Genomic DNA, 17,539 nt, shown 5'->3' with positions numbered 1-17,539 from the left:
CATGTCACTTTGAGTGCCCACACAGATTGTCTGATAAATTGTTAAAGAGCAGTGCAACGCGGCTTTCGCTCACCGTTGCGAGGTGGCGTATATTACGCTTTCCTCTTTCAGAGTCAACCCGTTATTTCAGGATTTTTTCTCTTCAACCGACCGGGTTGTTTGTGAAGTGATTCACATCCGCCGTGTCGATGGAGGCGCATTATAGGGAGCTCCCAAGGAATGACAAGCGGAAAAATACAATTTTATTTCAACCGCTCACCTTTTCGCCAAAACGCCTATTTTTGATGCTTTTTAATCTCTTTTGGCAGTTCTGCCAGGCTATTAACCACCCAATCAGCCGCATTCTCGGCTTCTGGGGTAACGGGCTTACCGGTACGAACGAGAACTTTAGTGCCTACGCCGGCAGCCGCCGCCGCCTGCATATCTTCCAATTTATCGCCCACCATATAAGAAGCCGCCATATCGATGTGCAGGAATTCTTGTGCGGAGATAAACATGCCCGGATGCGGCTTACGACAGTCGCACGTCTGACGGTACTCTTCTACTGTTCCCTGAGGATGGTGCGGACAATAATAGATACCGTCGAGATCGACGCCGCGATCGGCCAATGACCAGTCCATCCATTCGGTCAGCGTTTCAAACTGCGCTTCGGTGAATTTACCGCGTGCAATACCCGACTGATTGGTGACCACCACCAGCGCATAACCCATCTCTTTCAGCTGGCGCATTGCATCTATTGCGCCCTCGATAAACTCGAACTCATCGATCTCATGGACATAACCGTGATCCACATTAATAGTGCCATCACGGTCGAGAAAAATTGCGGGTACTGATTTTGCCACCGGTTTGCTCCTGAAAAAGGCATGTTCAGCTAGTATCTCATGAATCGCAGCGCAATAAAGTGCTCATCGCACAGAGTTGGATTGATTTAGACGTCTGGATGCCTTAACATCCATTTTGTTTACGGGCATCACCCGTATCTGGCAGAAGAAAATGCCACGGCTAACTTACATACGATAAAAATAATCTAATGATTAAACTTTCCAATATCACCAAAGTGTTCCAGCAGGGGAACCGAACCATTCAGGCGCTGAACAACGTCAGCCTGCATGTTCCTGCTGGTCAAATTTATGGCGTCATTGGCGCATCGGGTGCGGGCAAAAGTACGCTGATCCGTTGTGTTAACCTGCTTGAGCGGCCAACGCAGGGCACCGTGGACGTTGGCGGACAGGAACTTACCGCCCTCTCAGAGAAAGAATTAACCAAAGCGCGTCGTCAGATCGGCATGATTTTCCAGCACTTTAACCTGCTGGCATCCCGCACGGTATTTGGCAACGTTGCCCTGCCGCTTGAGCTGGACAATACCCCGAAAGATGAAATCAAGCGCCGCGTGACCGAGCTGCTGGATCTGGTGGGCTTAGGTGATAAGCACGACAGCTATCCGGCAAACCTTTCCGGCGGTCAAAAACAGCGTGTGGCAATTGCCCGTGCGCTGGCAAGCAATCCAAAAATTCTGCTGTGTGATGAAGCCACCAGCGCGTTAGATCCGGCAACGACCCGCTCTATTCTGGAACTGCTGAAAGACATTAACCGTCGCCTCGGTCTGACCATCCTCCTTATTACGCATGAAATGGACGTGGTGAAACGCATCTGCGACTGCGTTGCCGTGATCAGCAACGGTGAGCTGATTGAGCAAGACACCGTGAGCGAAGTGTTCTCGCATCCTAAAACGCCGCTGGCACAGCAGTTTATTCAGTCCACGCTGCATCTGGATATTCCGGAAGATTATCTGGAGCGTCTGAAATCAGAATCGACGGCGGACAGCGTGCCGATGCTACGCATGGAGTTCACCGGTCAGTCCGTGGATGCGCCGCTGCTTTCCGAAACCGCGCGCCGCTTCAACGTAAACAACAACATTATTAGCGCGCAGATGGATTACGCAGGCGGCGTGAAGTTCGGCATCATGCTGACTGAAATGCACGGCACACAGGAAGAAACACAGGCGGCGATCGCCTGGCTGCAAGAACATCATGTAAAAGTAGAGGTACTGGGTTATGTCTGAACCGATGATTTGGCTGCTGGTTCGCGGCGTGTGGGAAACGCTGGCAATGACCTTCGTATCAGGTTTCTTTGGTTTCGTGATTGGCCTGCCGGTCGGCGTTCTGCTGTACGTGACGCGTCCTGGGCAAATTATTGAGAACGCGAAGCTCTACCGTACGCTCTCTGCCTTCGTGAACATCTTCCGTTCGATCCCGTTCATTATTCTGCTGGTGTGGATGATTCCCTTTACCCGCGTGATCGTTGGGACCTCTATTGGTCTTCAGGCGGCGATTGTCCCGCTGACCGTCGGTGCAGCACCGTTTATCGCCCGTATGGTGGAAAACGCCCTGCTGGAAATTCCAACCGGTTTGATCGAAGCGTCACGCGCTATGGGTGCAACTCCGCTTCAGATCGTGCGTAAAGTTCTGCTTCCTGAAGCGCTGCCGGGCCTGGTGAACGCCGCGACCATCACGCTTATCACGCTGGTTGGCTATTCCGCGATGGGCGGTGCCGTTGGCGCGGGCGGTTTAGGTCAGATTGGCTATCAATACGGTTATATCGGCTATAACGCTACCGTGATGAATACGGTTCTGGTATTGCTGGTCGTTCTGGTTTACTTAATCCAGTTCTCTGGCGATCGTATCGTCCGGGCTGTTACTCACAAATAACGTTAAACACAACACAAACTCGACGAGTTAAGGATAAAACATGGCGTTTAAATTAAAGACCTTTGCAGCGGTAGGCGCGCTGATCGGCTCTCTGGCACTGGTGGGTTGTGGTCAGGACGAGAAGGATCCGAACCATATTAAAGTGGGCGTGATTGTGGGCGCAGAACAGCAGGTTGCTGAAGTAGCGCAGAAAGTCGCGAAAGAGAAATACGGTCTGGACGTTGAGCTGGTGACCTTCAATGACTACGTTCTGCCAAACGAAGCGCTGAGCAAAGGCGACATCGACGCGAACGCCTTCCAGCATAAACCGTACCTGGATCAGCAGATCAAAGACCGTGGCTATAAGCTGGTTGCTGCCGGTAACACCTTCGTTTATCCAATCGCGGGCTACTCCAAGAAAATTAAATCTCTGGACGAATTACAGCCGGGTTCTCAGGTTGCGATTCCTAACGATCCAACCAACCTGGGCCGCTCCCTGCTGCTGCTGCAAAAAGTGGGTCTGATCAAACTGAAAGACGGCGTTGGCCTGCTGCCGACCGTTCTGGACGTGACCGAGAATCCAAAAAATCTGAAACTGGTTGAGCTGGAAGCACCACAGCTGCCGCGCTCCCTGGACGATGCGCAGATTGCCCTGGCGGTTATCAACACCACCTACGCAAGCCAGATTGGTCTGACCCCTGCGAAAGACGGTATCTTCGTTGAAGATAAAGACTCTCCGTACGTCAACCTGATCGTAACCCGTGAAGACAACAAAGATGCCGAGAACGTGAAGAAATTCGTTCAGGCGTATCAGTCTGACGAAGTTTATCAGGAAGCCAACAAGGTCTTTAACGGCGGCGCTGTTAAAGGCTGGTAATCTGACCTCAGTGTAATATCATCAGGACGGGCATTTGCCCGTCTTGTCATTTATGCAGCTAACTGATTCAATATCTGCCGATTTGATTATCCACTGAGGAACTATTATGCGTGCTTTACCGATCTGTCTTTTAGCACTGATGCTGAGCGGCTGTTCTATGCTAAGCAGATCTCCTGTTGAACCTGTTCAAAGCACTGCAACCCCGCCAAAAGCGGAGCCAGCGAAACCGAAAGCCCCTCGCCCTGCGCCGGTAAGAATTATCACCAAAGCCGAAGACTTAGTGGGCAAGCCGTTCCGCGAGCTGGGTGAAGTAAGCGGCGATTCCTGCCAGGCGACAAATCAGGATTCCCCACCGAATATCCCAACCGCCCGCAAGCGTATGCAGATCAATGCTTCCAAAATGAAAGCGAACGCAGTTCTGCTGCACAGCTGCGAAGTCACCAGCGGTACGCCGGGCTGCTATCGTCAGGCCGTTTGCGTCGGTTCTGCGCTTAACATCTCTGCTAAATGAGTTCATTTCAGTTCGAGCAGATAGGCGTTATCCGCTCCCCGTATAAAGAGAAGTTTGCCGTTCCGCGCCAGCCTGGTCTGGTGAAAAGCAGCGGCGGCGAGCTTCACTTAATCGCGCCTTACAATCAGGCCGATGCGGTGCGCGGGCTGGAAGCATTTAGCCACCTGTGGGTTATTTTTGTGTTTCACCAGACGATGGAAGGCGGCTGGCGTCCAACCGTGCGCCCTCCTCGTCTGGGTGGGAATGCAAGAATGGGGGTGTTCGCCACCCGCTCAACCTTCCGCCCGAATCCGGTGGGCATGTCTCTGGTTGAACTGAAAGGGATCCGCGCTCACAAGGAGCAGGTTATCCTTGAGCTGGGCAGCCTCGATCTGGTGGATGGCACGCCGGTTATCGACATCAAGCCTTACCTTCCTTTCGCAGAAGCTCTGCCTGACGCACGCGCAAGCTATGCCCAGCAGGCGCCGCAGGCCGATATGCCGGTCTGCTTCACGCCGGAACTGGCCATTCAGCTTATTGAGCTGGAAAAGCGCTACCCGCGCCTGCGGGATTTTATCGTTGAAGTGCTGGCTCAGGATCCACGTCCTGCCTATCGAAAAGAAGAGGACGCCGGGAAAACCTACGCCGTCTGGCTGCTGGATTTTAACGTCCGCTGGCGCGTCACCGAGGCGGGATTCGAAGTCTTCGCCCTGGAACCCAGGTAATTTTATTTTCCTCTCTTTTGGCATCTTTGCCACACTGGTAAACTAAACCACTTTTTTTGTGTCAGGCTGGCGTTTCAGCCTGTTCCAATCGTAGAAATGGAACCGTAACAACATGCGTACTAGCCAATATCTGCTCTCCACTCTGAAGGAGACACCTGCCGACGCCGAAGTGATCAGCCACCAGCTGATGCTCCGCGCCGGGATGATCCGCAAGCTGGCCTCAGGTTTATACACCTGGCTGCCGACCGGCGTGCGCGTCCTGAAAAAAGTCGAAAACATCGTGCGTGAAGAGATGAACAACGCCGGTGCAATCGAGGTGTTAATGCCGGTTGTTCAGCCCTCTGAGCTGTGGCAGGAGAGCGGTCGCTGGGAGCAGTACGGTCCTGAACTGCTGCGTATTGCCGATCGCGGCGATCGTCCGTTTGTTCTCGGCCCAACGCATGAAGAAGTCATCACCGATCTGATCCGTAACGAGCTGAGCTCTTACAAACAGCTGCCGCTGAACTTCTTCCAGATCCAGACCAAGTTCCGTGATGAAGTCCGTCCGCGCTTTGGCGTGATGCGCTCTCGCGAGTTCCTGATGAAAGATGCCTACTCTTTCCATACCTCTCAGGAATCCCTGCAAGAGACTTACGACAAGATGTACGACGCCTACAGCAAAATCTTCTCCCGCATGGGTCTGGATTTCCGCGCCGTGCAGGCTGACACCGGCTCGATCGGCGGTAGCGCATCTCACGAGTTCCAGGTACTGGCCCAGAGCGGCGAAGACGATGTGATCTTCTCTGACTCCTCAGACTACGCGGCGAACATCGAATTTGCAGAAGCGCTGGCACCGAAAGCGCCACGCGCGGCGGCAACCGAAGAGATGAAGCTGGTAGATACGCCAAACGCTAAAACCATCGCCGAGCTGGTCGAGCAGTTCAATCTGCCGGTTGAGAAGACCGTTAAAACCCTGCTGGTGAAAGCGGTTGAAGGCAGCAAAAGCCCGCTGGTTGCCCTGCTGGTGCGTGGCGATCACGAACTGAACGAGGTGAAAGCAGAAAAACTGGCGCTGGTTGCCAGCCCGCTGACCTTTGCAACCGAAGCGGAAATCCGCGCGGTGGTGAATGCCGGTCCTGGCTCACTGGGCCCGGTCAATATGCCTGTTCCGGTTGTGATTGACCGCACCGTTGCGGCAATGAGCGATTTCGCTGCTGGCGCCAACATTGACGGTAAGCACTACTTCGGCATCAACTGGGATCGCGATGTAGCGACGCCAGAAGTGGCGGATATCCGTAACGTGGTCGCCGGCGATCCAAGCCCGGACGGTCAGGGTACACTGATGATCAAACGCGGTATCGAAGTGGGCCATATCTTCCAGCTGGGCGATAAGTATTCCCGCGCGATGAACGCAGCGGTTCAGGGCGAAGATGGCCGTAACCAGGTGCTGACCATGGGTTGCTACGGTATCGGGGTGACCCGCGTGGTGGCGGCGGCGATTGAGCAGAACTATGACGAGCGCGGCATCGTCTGGCCAGACAACATCGCACCGTTCCAGGTTGCTATTCTGCCAATGAACATGCACAAGTCTTACCGCGTGCAGGAGCTGGCCGAGAAGCTGTACGCTGAGCTGCGTGCGAAGGGCATTGACGTGCTGATGGACGACCGTAAAGAGCGTCCGGGCGTGATGTTCGCGGATATGGAGCTGATCGGTATTCCACACACCATCGTTATCGGCGACCGTAACCTCGACAGCGACGAGATTGAATACAAATACCGTCGTAACGGTGAGAAGCAGATGATCAAGACGGGCGACATTCTTGATTACCTGGTCAACGCCATCAAGGCGTAAAAAACAAAAACCCCGCTGATGCGGGGTTTTTTATAGGGCTGAACCGCTTATTGACTGGAACAGTCTTTGCCCGCAACAAACTTCGCCTCTTTATCGGCCACCAGCGTTTTCACCATTTCACCGCTATCCGGATTCGGCTCCATCGTAAAATGACCGTCAAGCGTCAGTAATACCGGCTTGCTGTCGTTGCCGCGCGCGACGGCGAAATCACGCTCCAGCTGCGCGTTGTTCGCCACGCTGACTTTCTTACCGGTGGCACAGTCGGTAAAGATTGCCGCATCGGCCATATAGAAGTACATGCCGCGCATTGCCATCGGTGTCGCTGGCAGTGCCGCTTTCACCGGGGCCAGGGTGTAGTTGAACTGCGACTCAATCGGGTTGCCTTCACGATCGAGCATCTCCATCCCTTCACCTTTGGCGCGGAAATAGATCTTATCGCCGGTGGTGTCGGTCAGGATCAGCTTCTCAGCGGTACGCGCCCAGGTGCCGTAGGTGGCGAACGAAGACGGTTCTTTTGCCCCCTGATAGCGCTGGTTCATCACCCAGGTACCATCTTTTTCCAGGAACAACGAGGTTTCGATCCCTTCACAATCCGCGCAGGGCAACACGCCGCGCCAGCTTTGCTGCATAGGCTTTAATTCTTGCGCCTGCGCAGGTTGCAGGACCTGCGTTTCCGCACGGTTGTTACACCCGAAAAGTGCAAAGAGCGTACTCACTGCCAGGACTGACAATAGTGCTTTTCTCACTGAAAATTCCTTATAAAAATTGGTGTTCCTTTTCGTCACTCGGTGGGGCGACGAACTTTACCGCGTAGTGCTTTGACTGTGGATTTCTGCGACTTCGACGACAATCGGCGCTCTTTCGATGCGCGGGTAGGTCGCGTCGGCCGACGGCTTTTTTGCACTGCGGTTAACTCTTTAATCACGGCGACCAGCCTGGCGAGCGCCGCTTCCCGGTTCAGCTCCTGGCTGCGGTACTCCTGGGCTTTAATCACCATCACGCCGTCGCTGGTGATCAGATGATGGCTGGCGGCCAGCAGGCTTTCTTTATAATACTCTGGCAGGCTGGAGGCCCGGATGTCAAAGCGCAAATGAATAGCCGTTGAGGCCTTATTAACGTGCTGCCCGCCCGCTCCCTGAGCGCGGATCGCGGTGATCTCCAGCTCATTATCCGGAATGCTGACGTTACGGGAGATAACGATCATGCGGACGGTTGCCAGGCGGTCAGATGAATTTCAAGATTATTCTGAGAATCAGAGAGCCAGATCGCCCCGTCCTGAATGGTTGCCTGGAGGACCATCGTTCTGCCAGCAAAGGCGCTCAGCTGCGCCAGCTGCTCATCGTCCAGATACCAGACGGTGAGGTTTTTAAACTGTCCGCATTTGTTCTTGTTCTGCTGCCACCAAATCTCCGCCGCGCGCTGGTTATAGGCGAACAGCGCCACCTCGCCGGACTGGGTACAGGCTTTTTTGATTCGGCGCTCGTCCGGCAGGCCGAGTTCAATCCACAGATCGATGCCCATATGGTCGTTACGCAGCCAGGCTTCCGGCTCGTCTTCCGCACTCAGACCACGGGTGAACTGTAATCGTTCATCGGCATATTTGATCCACGCCAGCAGGCGCAGCATCATGCGCTCCTGGGTTTCAGACGGGTGGCGCGCCAGCGTCAGTGACGCATCGAGAAACTGGTTGCGGTCAAGATCCGCCACGTTGACCACAGCTTTATAAATTGTCGCTTTCAGCGCCATGAGAGAACTCCTTTCGATTCAGGGATACATTGTAGCGAATCCGGGACCAAAAGGCTGTTACGAGGTGATGTTGCCCGCCATCAAGGCGCTGATATTGCTTGAATGAGTGTGGTATAGTCACCTTGCTAAACCGAGTTTATCTTCGTAGGCTTAATGATATCTCACAGTAAAGTCAGTACGCTGGCAGGAGGGGATGTGAATAATTATTGTGAGCTAATTCGCAAACGGTATGCGGAAATCGCCAGCGGCGATCTGGGATACATTCCTGACGCGTTGGGCTGTGTATTGAAAGTGCTAAATGAAGTGGCCTCTGATGAGAGCCTTTCAGAATCGGTCAGGGAAAAAGCAGCGTATGCTGCGGCGAATTTACTGGTGAGCGATTATGTCGATGAATGATACCTATCAACCCATCAATTGTGATGACTATGACAACCTCGAACTCGCCTGCCAGCATCATCTGGTTCTGACGCTGGAATTAAAAGACGGCGAAGTGTTGAAGGCCAAAGCCAGCGACCTGGTTTCACGTAAAAATGTGGAATATCTGGTCGTGGAAGATGCCGGTGCGACGCGGGAGCTTCGCCTGGACAAAATTGCCAGCTTTAGCCATCCGGAGATCGGCACCGTCGTGGTGAGCGAATCCTGAATATCGTCAACGGGCAGCCTGGCTGCCCGTTATCTTTTCCACGTCAGACACACGCCCTCTTCCGCCCATCCCTCTTCGGTAATAAAGACGCCCGCAGCCGCAATCAGCGTTTCTCCATAAAAAAGCAGCGGCGTGGTATCGCGCAACCAGGGCGGCACATTGCTCTCCTGCCAGATTTTCTTCAGCTTGCGCCCGCCGTTACGCCCGACGATATGCAGCATTCCGCTGGCCTTAAAGCGCACGGTGACGGGCTCATGAGCCTGCGGCAGGCGAATATGACCCGGACGGGTCAAGGACACAACGCCCGCATCAAACGGCAGAACGAGCGGGTCAGCAGGCGCAGGCCAGTCGAGAACCACCTCAGCGAGCGAGGGTCGGGACTTTACCCACCACAGCTGGCTTTTGTAGCGCCGGATCTCAAAGCCGTTGAGATGCAAACAGGGGGTGGCGTCTTCGCGCGCCAGAGCCACTTCATCCCAGATACGCTGGAGCATAGCCCTGGACGGCATTGCCGCGTTCTGCCCGGCCAGCCAGCGTCGCAGCAGCGCAGCACGACGCGCAGCGCTCAGCGTTTCCAGCGGCGCGATAGCCAGCGCACCATCAGGGGAAACCATCTTAGCCAGCTCTTCGCTTAACAGCTCATCAAGCAAACTTTCCTGCTCGGCACAAAGCTGCGCGCTTCTGGCGGAGGCCTGCGCAAAATGCGGCCAGCGAGCAGCGAGCAAAGGCAGCACGCGAAGACGCAGAAAGTTGCGGTCGAAGCCGTCGTCCTGATTGCTGTCGTCCTCAATCCAGCGCAGGCTGTGTTCCTGCGCCCAGGCCTCCAGCGAGGCGCGGCTCTCGCCGAGCAGCGGGCGAATAAGCTGCGTGCCGGCAAAACCGCTGCGCTCGGGCATGGCGGATAATCCCGCCGGGCCGCTTCCCCGCTTAAGGGCGAGCATCAAGGTTTCGCACTGATCGTCTATATGCTGCGCCGTCACCAGCGCTTCACCGGCGTTCAGCGCACCGGCAAAGGCGGCATAGCGGGCCTTACGCGCCTGCGCCTCGATCCCCAGCCCCTCGTCCTCAAGCGTGACCCGTTCAACCCGCAGCGGGATATCCCATTCGGCACAGAGCGCTTCGCAGTGCGTCACCCAGTCGTCGGCATACGGGCTTAAGCCATGATGAATATGGATAGCGCGAAGCTGCACGTCCGGCGCCTGGTCGCGCCAGAGCATCAGACGGTGCAGCAGAACGGTGGAGTCCAGACCACCGCTGAATCCCACCAGCAGCTGGCGGTAGGGTGAAACGGCGTGAGCGATAGCGGGTAGGGTCATAGAGATTTTGCGCAAAAAAATGCCCGAACAAGACGGGCATTATCACACATGACGGGCATCACTGCTGGTAAAGCTCCAGCGGCAGGCCATCGGGATCGTTGAAAAAGGTGAATCGCTTGCCGGTAAAGGGATCGACCCGAATCGCTTCGCACTTCACGCCGTGGTCTTCGAGATGCTTCACGGCGCCGTCGATGTCATCCACGCTAAAGGCGAGATGGCGAAGGCCGCAGGCTTCCGGACGGGAAGGACGAGCCGGCGGGAAAGGGAATGAAAACAGCTCGATCACGTACTGCCCGTTCAGAGCGAGATCGCCTTTCCAGGAATCGCGCTCTTCACGATAGGCTTCGCCAAGCAGCGTAAAGCCCAGAATGTCGCAGTAAAACGACTTACTTTTCTCATAGTGGGTCGCAATGATCGCTATATGATGAACCTGTTTTAAACCCAGCATAGCTTCTCCTTTTTTTGAAGCCGAAACGTTACAACCGAAAACCCGCCTCGCGCAAGCGCTCGCCTTTATTTTAGGACTCGAACCCAATAGACGCCCTGCTCATCGCGCTTCGCGCCGTGGATGTCGGTTTCAAAGCCCGGATAGTGGCGGCCAACGGAGCAGAGCATCAGCAGGAAATCGAGCACCGCCCTGCTCTGTTCGGTGATCATCTCACCCGGCATCAGCAGCGGCACGCCTGGCGGATACGGCAGGATCATGTTTGCCGACACGCGACCAACCAGATTTTCCAGCTCGACCGTTTCGACCTCTCCCTTCACCTGCCGCTGCCAGGCCTTGTGCGGCGTAAGCTTCATTTCCGGCAGCACGTCGAATGCCTGAAGCATCAGACGCGGCAGATCGTGCTGGCGGATGAGCTTGTGGATCCCCTGCGCCAGATCCTGAATGCGCATATTGCGGTAGAAGTCCGGATCTTCCGCATAGAGATCCGGCAGCATATTTTTGACCCGCAGGTTGAGATCGTAGGCACGCTTAAACTCCATTAGCCCGCGCAGCAGCCCCATCGCTCGGGTTTTGTCGATCCCGATGCTGAACAGGAACAGCAGATTATACGGCCCGGTTTTTTCGACCACCACGCCACGCTCGTCGAGGAATTTCGCCACCAGCGCGGCGGGGATCCCCTCATCGTTCATCACGCCCTGCTCGTCCATGCCCGGCGTCAGGATCGTCACTTTTACCGGATCGAGGAACATATGGTCAGCGTCCGCATCGCGGAAGCCGTGCCAGCTCTCACCGGGCGAAACGGGCCAGCATTCGGCCTCGTCGATCTCTTCCGGCTGCCAGATATCAAAGAACCAGCCGTCGGCTTCATCTTTAAGGCGCTGGACCTCTTTGCGGAAGTGCAGCGCGCGCTCCACCGAACGGTTGATCAGCCGCTTGCCGGGATTGCCGCGCAGCATCGCCGCCGCCGTTTCGATAGAGGCCACCAGCGGATAGCTCGGCGACGTGGTGGTGTGCATCATAAAGGCTTCGTTGAAGGTGTCTTCGTCGTACTCGCCTTTGATGTGAATCAGCGACGCCTGGGAAAACGCGGCCAGCATTTTGTGGGTCGATTGCGTTTCGAAGAACACTTTGCCCGGCACGCGTTCGCCGCTCATCCCGCTTTTGCCCGAATAAATCGGGTGGAAATTGGTGTAGGGCACCCACGCGGAATCAAAGTGGATCGACGGCACGTCGAGCGTCTGCTTGATCCAGTTGGTGTTATAGAGCAGCCCGTCATAGGTGGAGTTGGTAATAACAGAGTGAACGGGCCAGCTCGCGCCGGGGATCGCCGCTACCTTGCGTTCGATAGCATCATGGGTAAATTCGCGACGCGGAATGCCGCCCAAAATCCCAAGCGCGTTGCGCGTTGGTGAGAGCCAGAGCGGCACGACGTCGCTCATCATCAGCAGGTGCGCCAGCGATTTATGGCAGTTACGGTCAATCAGCAGCGTGCTGCCCGCAGGCGCGGCGTACATGCCGACGATTTTATTCGACGTCGAGGTGCCGTTGGTCACCATGTAGCTCTGCTCGGCGCCAAAGGTGCGGGCGATGTACTCTTCGGCCTCCAGATGCGGCCCGGTGTGATCGAGCAATGACCCTAACTCGGTGACCGAAATCGAGACATCCGCCTTCAGCGTGTTGCCGCCAAAGAAATCGTAAAACAGGCAGCCAACCGGGCTTTTCTGGTAAGCCGTGCCCGCCATGTGCCCCGGCGTGCAAAAGGTGTATTTTCCCTCTTTCACGTAGGTGAACAGCGCGCGGGTAAACGGCGGCGTGATATTTTCGAGATATTCCTTCGTGTACTGCTGAATACGGGTCGCAATATCGTCCGCAACGCCGAGGGAGTATTCAAAGAACCACAGCGCCATGCGCATATCATTGGCGCTGACGTCCATCGTCGAATGGGTGTTGATAAACGCATACAGCGGAAGATATTCGTTCAGCTTATTGATGTCGCTGCACAGCTCCAGATCGTACTCGTCCCAGTCAAAAATGACGCCGCAGATGCGCGGGTTGTGTTCGATGAATTTCAGCAGGTCTGCGCTGTTGTGCGGCCATATCAGCTGATATCCGCGAGCCTGCAATGATTGCTCAAGCTCCTTGATGGGTTCATCTTTGTAAAAGACGCCGTGTGGCCCCATGATGGCAATGATGTTCACGGTCTACCTCCTTGAAAAACATTAGCTAAGCATAGCCAGGGTAAACCGCAGCTATAAAAAAAGCCGCAACAATGTGCGGCTTTTCAGATAATTGTGAAGCTTATGCGTAACCGTAGGTCATCAGACGCTGATAGCGGCGGTTGAGCAGGTCTTCTTTGCTCAGCACGTCGAGATCGGCCAGGTCAGCCAGCAGCTGCGCCTTCAGGGAAGCAGCCATCACTTCCGGCTTACGGTGCGCGCCACCCAGCGGTTCTGGGATCACGGTGTCGATCAGTTTCAGCTCTTTCAGACGCGGCGCAATAATGCCCATCGCTTCTGCTGCCAGAGGCGCTTTGTCGGCGCTCTTCCACAGAATAGAGGCACAGCCTTCCGGGGAGATAACGGAATAGGTGCTGTATTGCAGCATATTCACTTTATCGCCCACGCCGATTGCCAGCGCACCGCCGGAGCCACCTTCACCGATAACGGTACAGATGACTGGCACCTTCAGGCGAGACATCTCGCGCAGGTTGCGCGCAATGGCTTCAGACTGACCGCGCTCTTCCGCGCCCACGCCCGGATACGCACCCGGGGTGTCGATGAAGGTGATGATTGGCATGTTGAAACGCTCAGCCATCTCCATCAGACGCAGCGCTTTACGGTAGCCTTCTGGCGCTGGCATACCAAAGTTACGGCGAATTTTCTCTTTGGTTTCACGGCCTTTCTGGTGACCAATGATCATCACCGGGCGACCGTCCAGACGAGCGATACCGCCGACAATTGCTTTGTCGTCAGCATAAGCGCGATCGCCTGCCAGTTCGTCAAATTCATCAAACGCCAGGCGGACATAATCCAGGGTGTACGGGCGCTGTGGATGACGCGCCAGCTGGGCAATCTGCCATGCGCCGAGATCGGCAAAGATTTTGCGCGTCAGTTCTACGCTTTTTTCGCGCAGACGATGCACTTCTTCGTCGATGTTAATATCCAGTTTTTCATCCTGACGGCTCACTGCTGTCAGAGAATCGATTTTCGCTTCCAGCTCTGCAATCGGCTGTTCGAAATCAAGGAAATTCAGACTCATAGTATTCCTGTATTAGTCAAACTCCAGTTCCACCTGCTCCGAACCAATGAGGCCACGGAGATCGTTTAGTAAACGATCGCTCGGAGAGACACGCCACGTTGCACCAAAGCGCAACCGCGCACGTGCATCCGCCCTCTGATAGTAGAGATGTACTGGAATTGTCCCCGAGCGGTGGGGTTCCAGAGACTGACGGAGTCGGTTTAAAAGCTGGTCATCAATTTGCCTGTCCGTCAGCGAGATAGCAAGCCCGCGAGCATATTTTTCACGGGCTTCGTCAATGTCCATCACTTCGCGGGCGGTCATTTTAAGCCCCCCGCTGAAGTCATCAAAGCTGACCTGTCCGCTGACGATAAGTATGCGGTCTTTTTCCAGCAATTGCTGGTATTTATCCAGCGCGTCGGTGAACAACATCACCTCCAGACGCCCGGAACGGTCATCCAGCGTACAGATGCCGATACGATTGCCGCGCTTGGTGACCATTACCCTTGCAGCAATCACGAGCCCCGCAGCCGTGGTGATTTTACCACGATCTGTCGGATGCATGTCTTTTAGCCTGTGGCCGCCGACATAGCGCTCAATTTCTTTAATGTACTGGTTGATCGGGTGACCCGTCAGGTACAGACCTAACGTTTCACGTTCGCCATCCAGCACCACCTGTTCTGGCCAAGGCTGGCAGTTGGAATAGGACTGTTCTATCTGCTCTGGCTCTTCCGCCAGCACGCCGAACATATCCGCTTGCCCTATCGCTTCCGCTTTAGCGTGCTGATCTGCCGCTTTCAGCGCATCGCCCAGCGAGTTCATCAGCGCGGCGCGGTGCGGACCAAGCCTGTCGAACGCCCCGGACATGATCAGCTTTTCAAGCACGCGGCGGTTCAGTTTTTTGGTGTCGGTACGGGCGCAAAGATCGAACAGCTCGCGGAAATAGCCGCCGTTGTTACGCGCTTCGATGATAGCCTCAATCGGCCCTTCACCCACGCCTTTGATCGCGCCGATGCCGTAAACAATTTCCCCGTGCTCGTTAACGTGGAAATGGTACAGACCCGAGTTGATATCCGGCGGCAGGATCTTCAGCCCCATACGCCAGCACTCGTCCACCAGGCCAACAACCTTCTCGGTGTTGTCCATATCGGCGGTCATTACCGCCGCCATAAATTCGGCAGGATAGTGCGCCTTCAGCCACAGCGTCTGATAAGAGACCAGCGCATACGCAGCGGAGTGGGATTTGTTAAAGCCGTACCCGGCAAATTTCTCTACCAGGTCGAAGATTTTTATCGCCAGTTCGCCGTCAACGCCGTTCTTTCTCGCCCCTTCTTCGAAGGTGCCGCGCTGCTTGGCCATCTCTTCCGGCTTTTTCTTACCCATCGCACGACGCAGCATGTCCGCGCCGCCGAGGGTGTAGCCAGAGAGCACCTGGGCAATCTGCATAACCTGTTCCTGATACAGGATGATGCCGTAGGTTGGCTCCAGAACCGGCTTCAGGCTTTCGTGCTGCCACTGAACGTCCGGGTAGGAAATCTCTTCGCGCCCGTGCTTACGGTCGATGAAGTTATCTACCATCCCTGACTGCAACGGGCCCGGGCGGAACAGCGCCACCAGTGCGATCATATCTTCGAAGCAGTCGGGTTGCAGGCGCTTAATCAGATCTTTCATGCCGCGGGATTCAAGCTGGAATACCGCCGTGGTTTCCGAGCGTTGCAGCATGTCGAAGCTTTTCTTGTCATCCAGCGGGATGGCGGCGATATCCAGCGGCGGCTCGCCGTTCTTCTCGCGGCGGGCGTTGATCATCTCCAGCGCCCAGTTGATGATGGTGAGCGTACGCAGGCCGAGGAAGTCGAACTTCACCAGCCCGGCGTATTCCACGTCGTTCTTGTCAAACTGGGTAACCGGGTGCTGGCCCGCTTCGTCACAGTACAGCGGCGCGAAATCGGTAATTTTGGTCGGGGCGATAACCACCCCACCGGCGTGTTTACCGGCGTTACGCGTCACCCCTTCAAGCTTACGCGCCATGTCGATCAGCGCTTTGACCTCTTCGTCCGCCTCGTAGATTTCCGGCAGCTGCGGTTCGGCTTCAAAGGCTTTTGCCAGCGTCATGCCCGGATCGGGCGGCACCAGCTTGGAAATGCGGTCAACGAACCCGTACGGGTGACCCAGCACGCGGCCCACGTCGCGGATAACCGCCTTCGCGGCCATCGTACCGAACGTAATAATCTGCGATACCGCGTCGCGGCCATACATGTCCGCCACGTGTTCGATAACCTGGTCGCGTTTCTCCATGCAGAAGTCGACGTCGAAGTCGGGCATTGAGACACGTTCCGGGTTAAGGAAACGTTCGAACAGCAGGTCGAACTCCAGCGGGTCGAGATCGGTAATTTTCAGCGCATAGGCCACCAGCGAACCTGCACCGGAACCACGGCCCGGCCCTACCGGCACGCCGTTATCCTTCGACCACTGGATGAACTCCATAACGATCAGGAAGTAGCCGGGGAAGCCCATCTGGTTGATCACCTGGAGTTCAATATCCAGACGCTCATCGTACGGAGGACGTTTTTCTTTGCGTTCGGCTTCATCCGGGAACAGAAATTCCAGGCGCTCTTCGAGACCTTCTTTGGATTTCGCGACCAGGAAATCTTCCGTGGTCATGTCGCCCGTCGGGAACTGCGGCAGGAAGTATTCGCCGAGGCGCACGGTCACGTTGCAGCGCTTGGCAATTTCTACGCTGTTTTCCAGCGCTTCCGGCAGATCGGAGAACAGCTCGCACATCTCGTCTTCGCTGCGCATGTACTGCTGCGAGGAGTAGTTACGCGGACGTTTGGGATCGTCGAGGGTAAAGCCGTCGTGGATGGCAACGCGGATCTCATGAGCGTCAAAGTCGCCAGGCTCAAGGAAACGGACGTCGTTGGTCGCCACTACCGGCAGGCCGCGCTCTTCAGCCAGCGCGACCGCCGCGTGAAGATAGCTCTCTTCATCGGCACGACCGGTGCGGATCAGCTCCAGATAGTAGCGATCCGGGAAATATTCTTCGTAGAACGATACGCACTGATCAACGAGCGCGCTATTGCCGCGCATCAGGCATTTGCCAACGTCGCCCATCCGGCCGCCGGAGATCAGCAGCAGCCCTTCGTTGAGCTCCGCCAGCCAGTCCCGGTCTATCCACGGGCCAAGCGCGCCGTAGCCGCGCTGATAGGCTTTCGAAATCAGCAGCGTGAGGTTCTGATAGCCGGTATTATTCATGGCCAGGACGGTGATCTGCGTCAGTTCATCGCCGATCAGATCGCTTTGCACATGAAAATCAGCGCCGACGATAGGTTTCAGCCCTGCGCCATGCGCCGTTCCGTAGAACTTCACCAAGCCACACAGGTTGGTAAAATCGGTGATCGCCAGTGCAGGCATACCTAACGCGGCCGCCTTTTTCACCAGCGGCCCGGTCTTTGCCAGCCCATCGATCATGGAGTAGTCGCTATGCACCCGCAGGTGTACGAAACGTGGTTCAGCCATCTTCAGATTCCGCGTTACTTAAT

The 17,539-nt window shown here is 55.7% G+C and carries 17 protein-coding genes; 8 read left to right on the top strand and 9 right to left on the bottom strand.

The window, feature by feature from the left end; all coding sequences use genetic code 11:
- Nucleotides 1–275: 275 nt before the first annotated feature.
- Nucleotides 276–842, bottom strand: a complete 567-nt coding sequence (gene gmhB, locus ACSVHP_RS17040; protein ID WP_447552518.1) for a D-glycero-beta-D-manno-heptose 1,7-bisphosphate 7-phosphatase — start codon at nucleotides 840–842, stop codon at nucleotides 276–278.
- 188 nt (nucleotides 843–1,030) lie between these two features.
- On the opposite strand from gmhB, the gene metN reads away from it, so the two are divergent.
- From metN to proS, 6 genes are all read left to right on the top strand, one after another.
- Entirely contained in the window at nucleotides 1,031–2,062 is a 1,032-nt protein-coding gene (metN, locus tag ACSVHP_RS17035) for a methionine ABC transporter ATP-binding protein MetN (RefSeq protein WP_447552517.1), read from the top strand.
- On the top strand, nucleotides 2,055–2,708 hold the full coding sequence (locus ACSVHP_RS17030) for a methionine ABC transporter permease MetI (RefSeq protein WP_234675589.1): 654 nt from the start codon (nucleotides 2,055–2,057) through the stop codon (nucleotides 2,706–2,708). The genes metN and ACSVHP_RS17030 overlap by 8 nt, the downstream gene beginning before the upstream one ends.
- 40 nt (nucleotides 2,709–2,748) lie before the next feature.
- Nucleotides 2,749–3,564, top strand: coding sequence for a methionine ABC transporter substrate-binding lipoprotein MetQ (gene metQ / locus ACSVHP_RS17025; protein ID WP_119938460.1), 816 nt, complete (start codon nucleotides 2,749–2,751; stop codon nucleotides 3,562–3,564).
- Between the two features lie 106 nt (nucleotides 3,565–3,670).
- Nucleotides 3,671–4,075 (top strand): Rcs stress response system protein RcsF, encoded by a 405-nt coding sequence (gene rcsF, locus ACSVHP_RS17020; protein WP_234675587.1) that lies wholly within the window; start codon nucleotides 3,671–3,673, stop codon nucleotides 4,073–4,075.
- Nucleotides 4,072–4,779 (top strand): tRNA (N6-threonylcarbamoyladenosine(37)-N6)-methyltransferase TrmO, encoded by a 708-nt coding sequence (tsaA, locus tag ACSVHP_RS17015; RefSeq protein WP_447552516.1) that lies wholly within the window; start codon nucleotides 4,072–4,074, stop codon nucleotides 4,777–4,779. Before rcsF ends, tsaA begins: the two co-directional genes overlap by 4 nt.
- 112 nt (nucleotides 4,780–4,891) lie before the next feature.
- Nucleotides 4,892–6,610 carry a proline--tRNA ligase gene (gene proS / locus ACSVHP_RS17010; RefSeq protein ID WP_417315146.1) on the top strand — a complete coding sequence of 573 codons (1,719 nt, stop codon included), beginning with the start codon at nucleotides 4,892–4,894 and terminating at the stop codon, nucleotides 6,608–6,610.
- A gap of 47 nt (nucleotides 6,611–6,657) precedes the next feature.
- Here proS and nlpE read toward each other — a convergent pair whose 3' ends face one another.
- Genes nlpE through ACSVHP_RS16995 form a run of 3 tightly spaced genes read right to left on the bottom strand, consistent with a single transcriptional unit; the run spans nucleotide 6,658 to nucleotide 8,356 of the window.
- Nucleotides 6,658–7,356 (bottom strand): envelope stress response activation lipoprotein NlpE, encoded by a 699-nt coding sequence (gene nlpE / locus ACSVHP_RS17005; RefSeq protein WP_447552515.1) that lies wholly within the window; start codon nucleotides 7,354–7,356, stop codon nucleotides 6,658–6,660.
- Nucleotides 7,357–7,391: 35 nt separating this feature from the next.
- A complete protein-coding gene (gene arfB, locus ACSVHP_RS17000) occupies nucleotides 7,392–7,814 on the bottom strand; it encodes an alternative ribosome rescue aminoacyl-tRNA hydrolase ArfB (RefSeq protein WP_417315143.1) in 423 nt (140 codons plus the stop codon).
- A complete protein-coding gene (locus tag ACSVHP_RS16995; protein ID WP_234675582.1) occupies nucleotides 7,811–8,356 on the bottom strand; it encodes a YaeQ family protein in 546 nt (181 codons plus the stop codon). Before ACSVHP_RS16995 ends, arfB begins: the two co-directional genes overlap by 4 nt.
- Before the next feature lie 195 nt (nucleotides 8,357–8,551).
- On the opposite strand from ACSVHP_RS16995, the gene ACSVHP_RS16990 reads away from it, so the two are divergent.
- A complete protein-coding gene (locus ACSVHP_RS16990; protein WP_006173580.1) occupies nucleotides 8,552–8,752 on the top strand; it encodes a YaeP family protein in 201 nt (66 codons plus the stop codon).
- Complete coding sequence (gene rof, locus ACSVHP_RS16985; RefSeq protein WP_234675581.1) at nucleotides 8,739–8,999, top strand: Rho-binding antiterminator; 261 nt, start codon at nucleotides 8,739–8,741, stop codon at nucleotides 8,997–8,999. Before ACSVHP_RS16990 ends, rof begins: the two co-directional genes overlap by 14 nt.
- A 29-nt stretch (nucleotides 9,000–9,028) precedes the next feature.
- Here the strand turns inward: rof and tilS are convergent, their stop codons facing one another.
- The 5 genes from tilS to dnaE all read right to left on the bottom strand — a co-directional run bounded on the left by tilS (nucleotide 9,029) and on the right by dnaE (nucleotide 17,516).
- Entirely contained in the window at nucleotides 9,029–10,315 is a 1,287-nt protein-coding gene (gene tilS / locus ACSVHP_RS16980; RefSeq protein WP_447552520.1) for a tRNA lysidine(34) synthetase TilS, read from the bottom strand.
- Nucleotides 10,316–10,373: 58 nt separating this feature from the next.
- Nucleotides 10,374–10,763, bottom strand: a complete 390-nt coding sequence (locus ACSVHP_RS16975) for a VOC family protein (RefSeq protein ID WP_234675580.1) — start codon at nucleotides 10,761–10,763, stop codon at nucleotides 10,374–10,376.
- Between the two features lie 65 nt (nucleotides 10,764–10,828).
- On the bottom strand, nucleotides 10,829–12,961 hold the full coding sequence (locus ACSVHP_RS16970) for a lysine decarboxylase LdcC (protein WP_447552513.1): 2,133 nt from the start codon (nucleotides 12,959–12,961) through the stop codon (nucleotides 10,829–10,831).
- Between the two features lie 100 nt (nucleotides 12,962–13,061).
- Nucleotides 13,062–14,021 carry an acetyl-CoA carboxylase carboxyl transferase subunit alpha gene (gene accA / locus ACSVHP_RS16965; RefSeq protein WP_013095666.1) on the bottom strand — a complete coding sequence of 320 codons (960 nt, stop codon included), beginning with the start codon at nucleotides 14,019–14,021 and terminating at the stop codon, nucleotides 13,062–13,064.
- A 12-nt stretch (nucleotides 14,022–14,033) separates the two neighbouring features.
- Nucleotides 14,034–17,516, bottom strand: a complete 3,483-nt coding sequence (gene dnaE, locus ACSVHP_RS16960; RefSeq protein ID WP_447552512.1) for a DNA polymerase III subunit alpha — start codon at nucleotides 17,514–17,516, stop codon at nucleotides 14,034–14,036.
- Nucleotides 17,517–17,539: the final 23 nt, after the last annotated feature.

The organism is Enterobacter sp. 186315 (genome assembly GCF_053290175.1).
Note: the sequence above shows the minus strand (reverse complement) of the source record. Positions and strands in the feature narration are given on the sequence as shown.

Coding starts and splice junctions, on each gene's coding strand:
- metN (WP_447552517.1), top strand. CDS start 1,031: ATGATTAAACTTTCCAATATCACCAAAGTGTTCCAGCAGGGGAACCGA.
- ACSVHP_RS17030 (WP_234675589.1), top strand. CDS start 2,055: ATGTCTGAACCGATGATTTGGCTGCTGGTTCGCGGCGTGTGGGAAACG.
- metQ (WP_119938460.1), top strand. CDS start 2,749: ATGGCGTTTAAATTAAAGACCTTTGCAGCGGTAGGCGCGCTGATCGGC.
- rcsF (WP_234675587.1), top strand. CDS start 3,671: ATGCGTGCTTTACCGATCTGTCTTTTAGCACTGATGCTGAGCGGCTGT.
- tsaA (WP_447552516.1), top strand. CDS start 4,072: ATGAGTTCATTTCAGTTCGAGCAGATAGGCGTTATCCGCTCCCCGTAT.
- proS (WP_417315146.1), top strand. CDS start 4,892: ATGCGTACTAGCCAATATCTGCTCTCCACTCTGAAGGAGACACCTGCC.
- arfB (WP_417315143.1), bottom strand. CDS start 7,814: ATGATCGTTATCTCCCGTAACGTCAGCATTCCGGATAATGAGCTGGAG.
- ACSVHP_RS16995 (WP_234675582.1), bottom strand. CDS start 8,356: ATGGCGCTGAAAGCGACAATTTATAAAGCTGTGGTCAACGTGGCGGAT.
- rof (WP_234675581.1), top strand. CDS start 8,739: ATGTCGATGAATGATACCTATCAACCCATCAATTGTGATGACTATGAC.
- tilS (WP_447552520.1), bottom strand. CDS start 10,315: ATGACCCTACCCGCTATCGCTCACGCCGTTTCACCCTACCGCCAGCTG.
- ACSVHP_RS16975 (WP_234675580.1), bottom strand. CDS start 10,763: ATGCTGGGTTTAAAACAGGTTCATCATATAGCGATCATTGCGACCCAC.
- accA (WP_013095666.1), bottom strand. CDS start 14,021: ATGAGTCTGAATTTCCTTGATTTCGAACAGCCGATTGCAGAGCTGGAA.
- dnaE (WP_447552512.1), bottom strand. CDS start 17,516: ATGGCTGAACCACGTTTCGTACACCTGCGGGTGCATAGCGACTACTCC.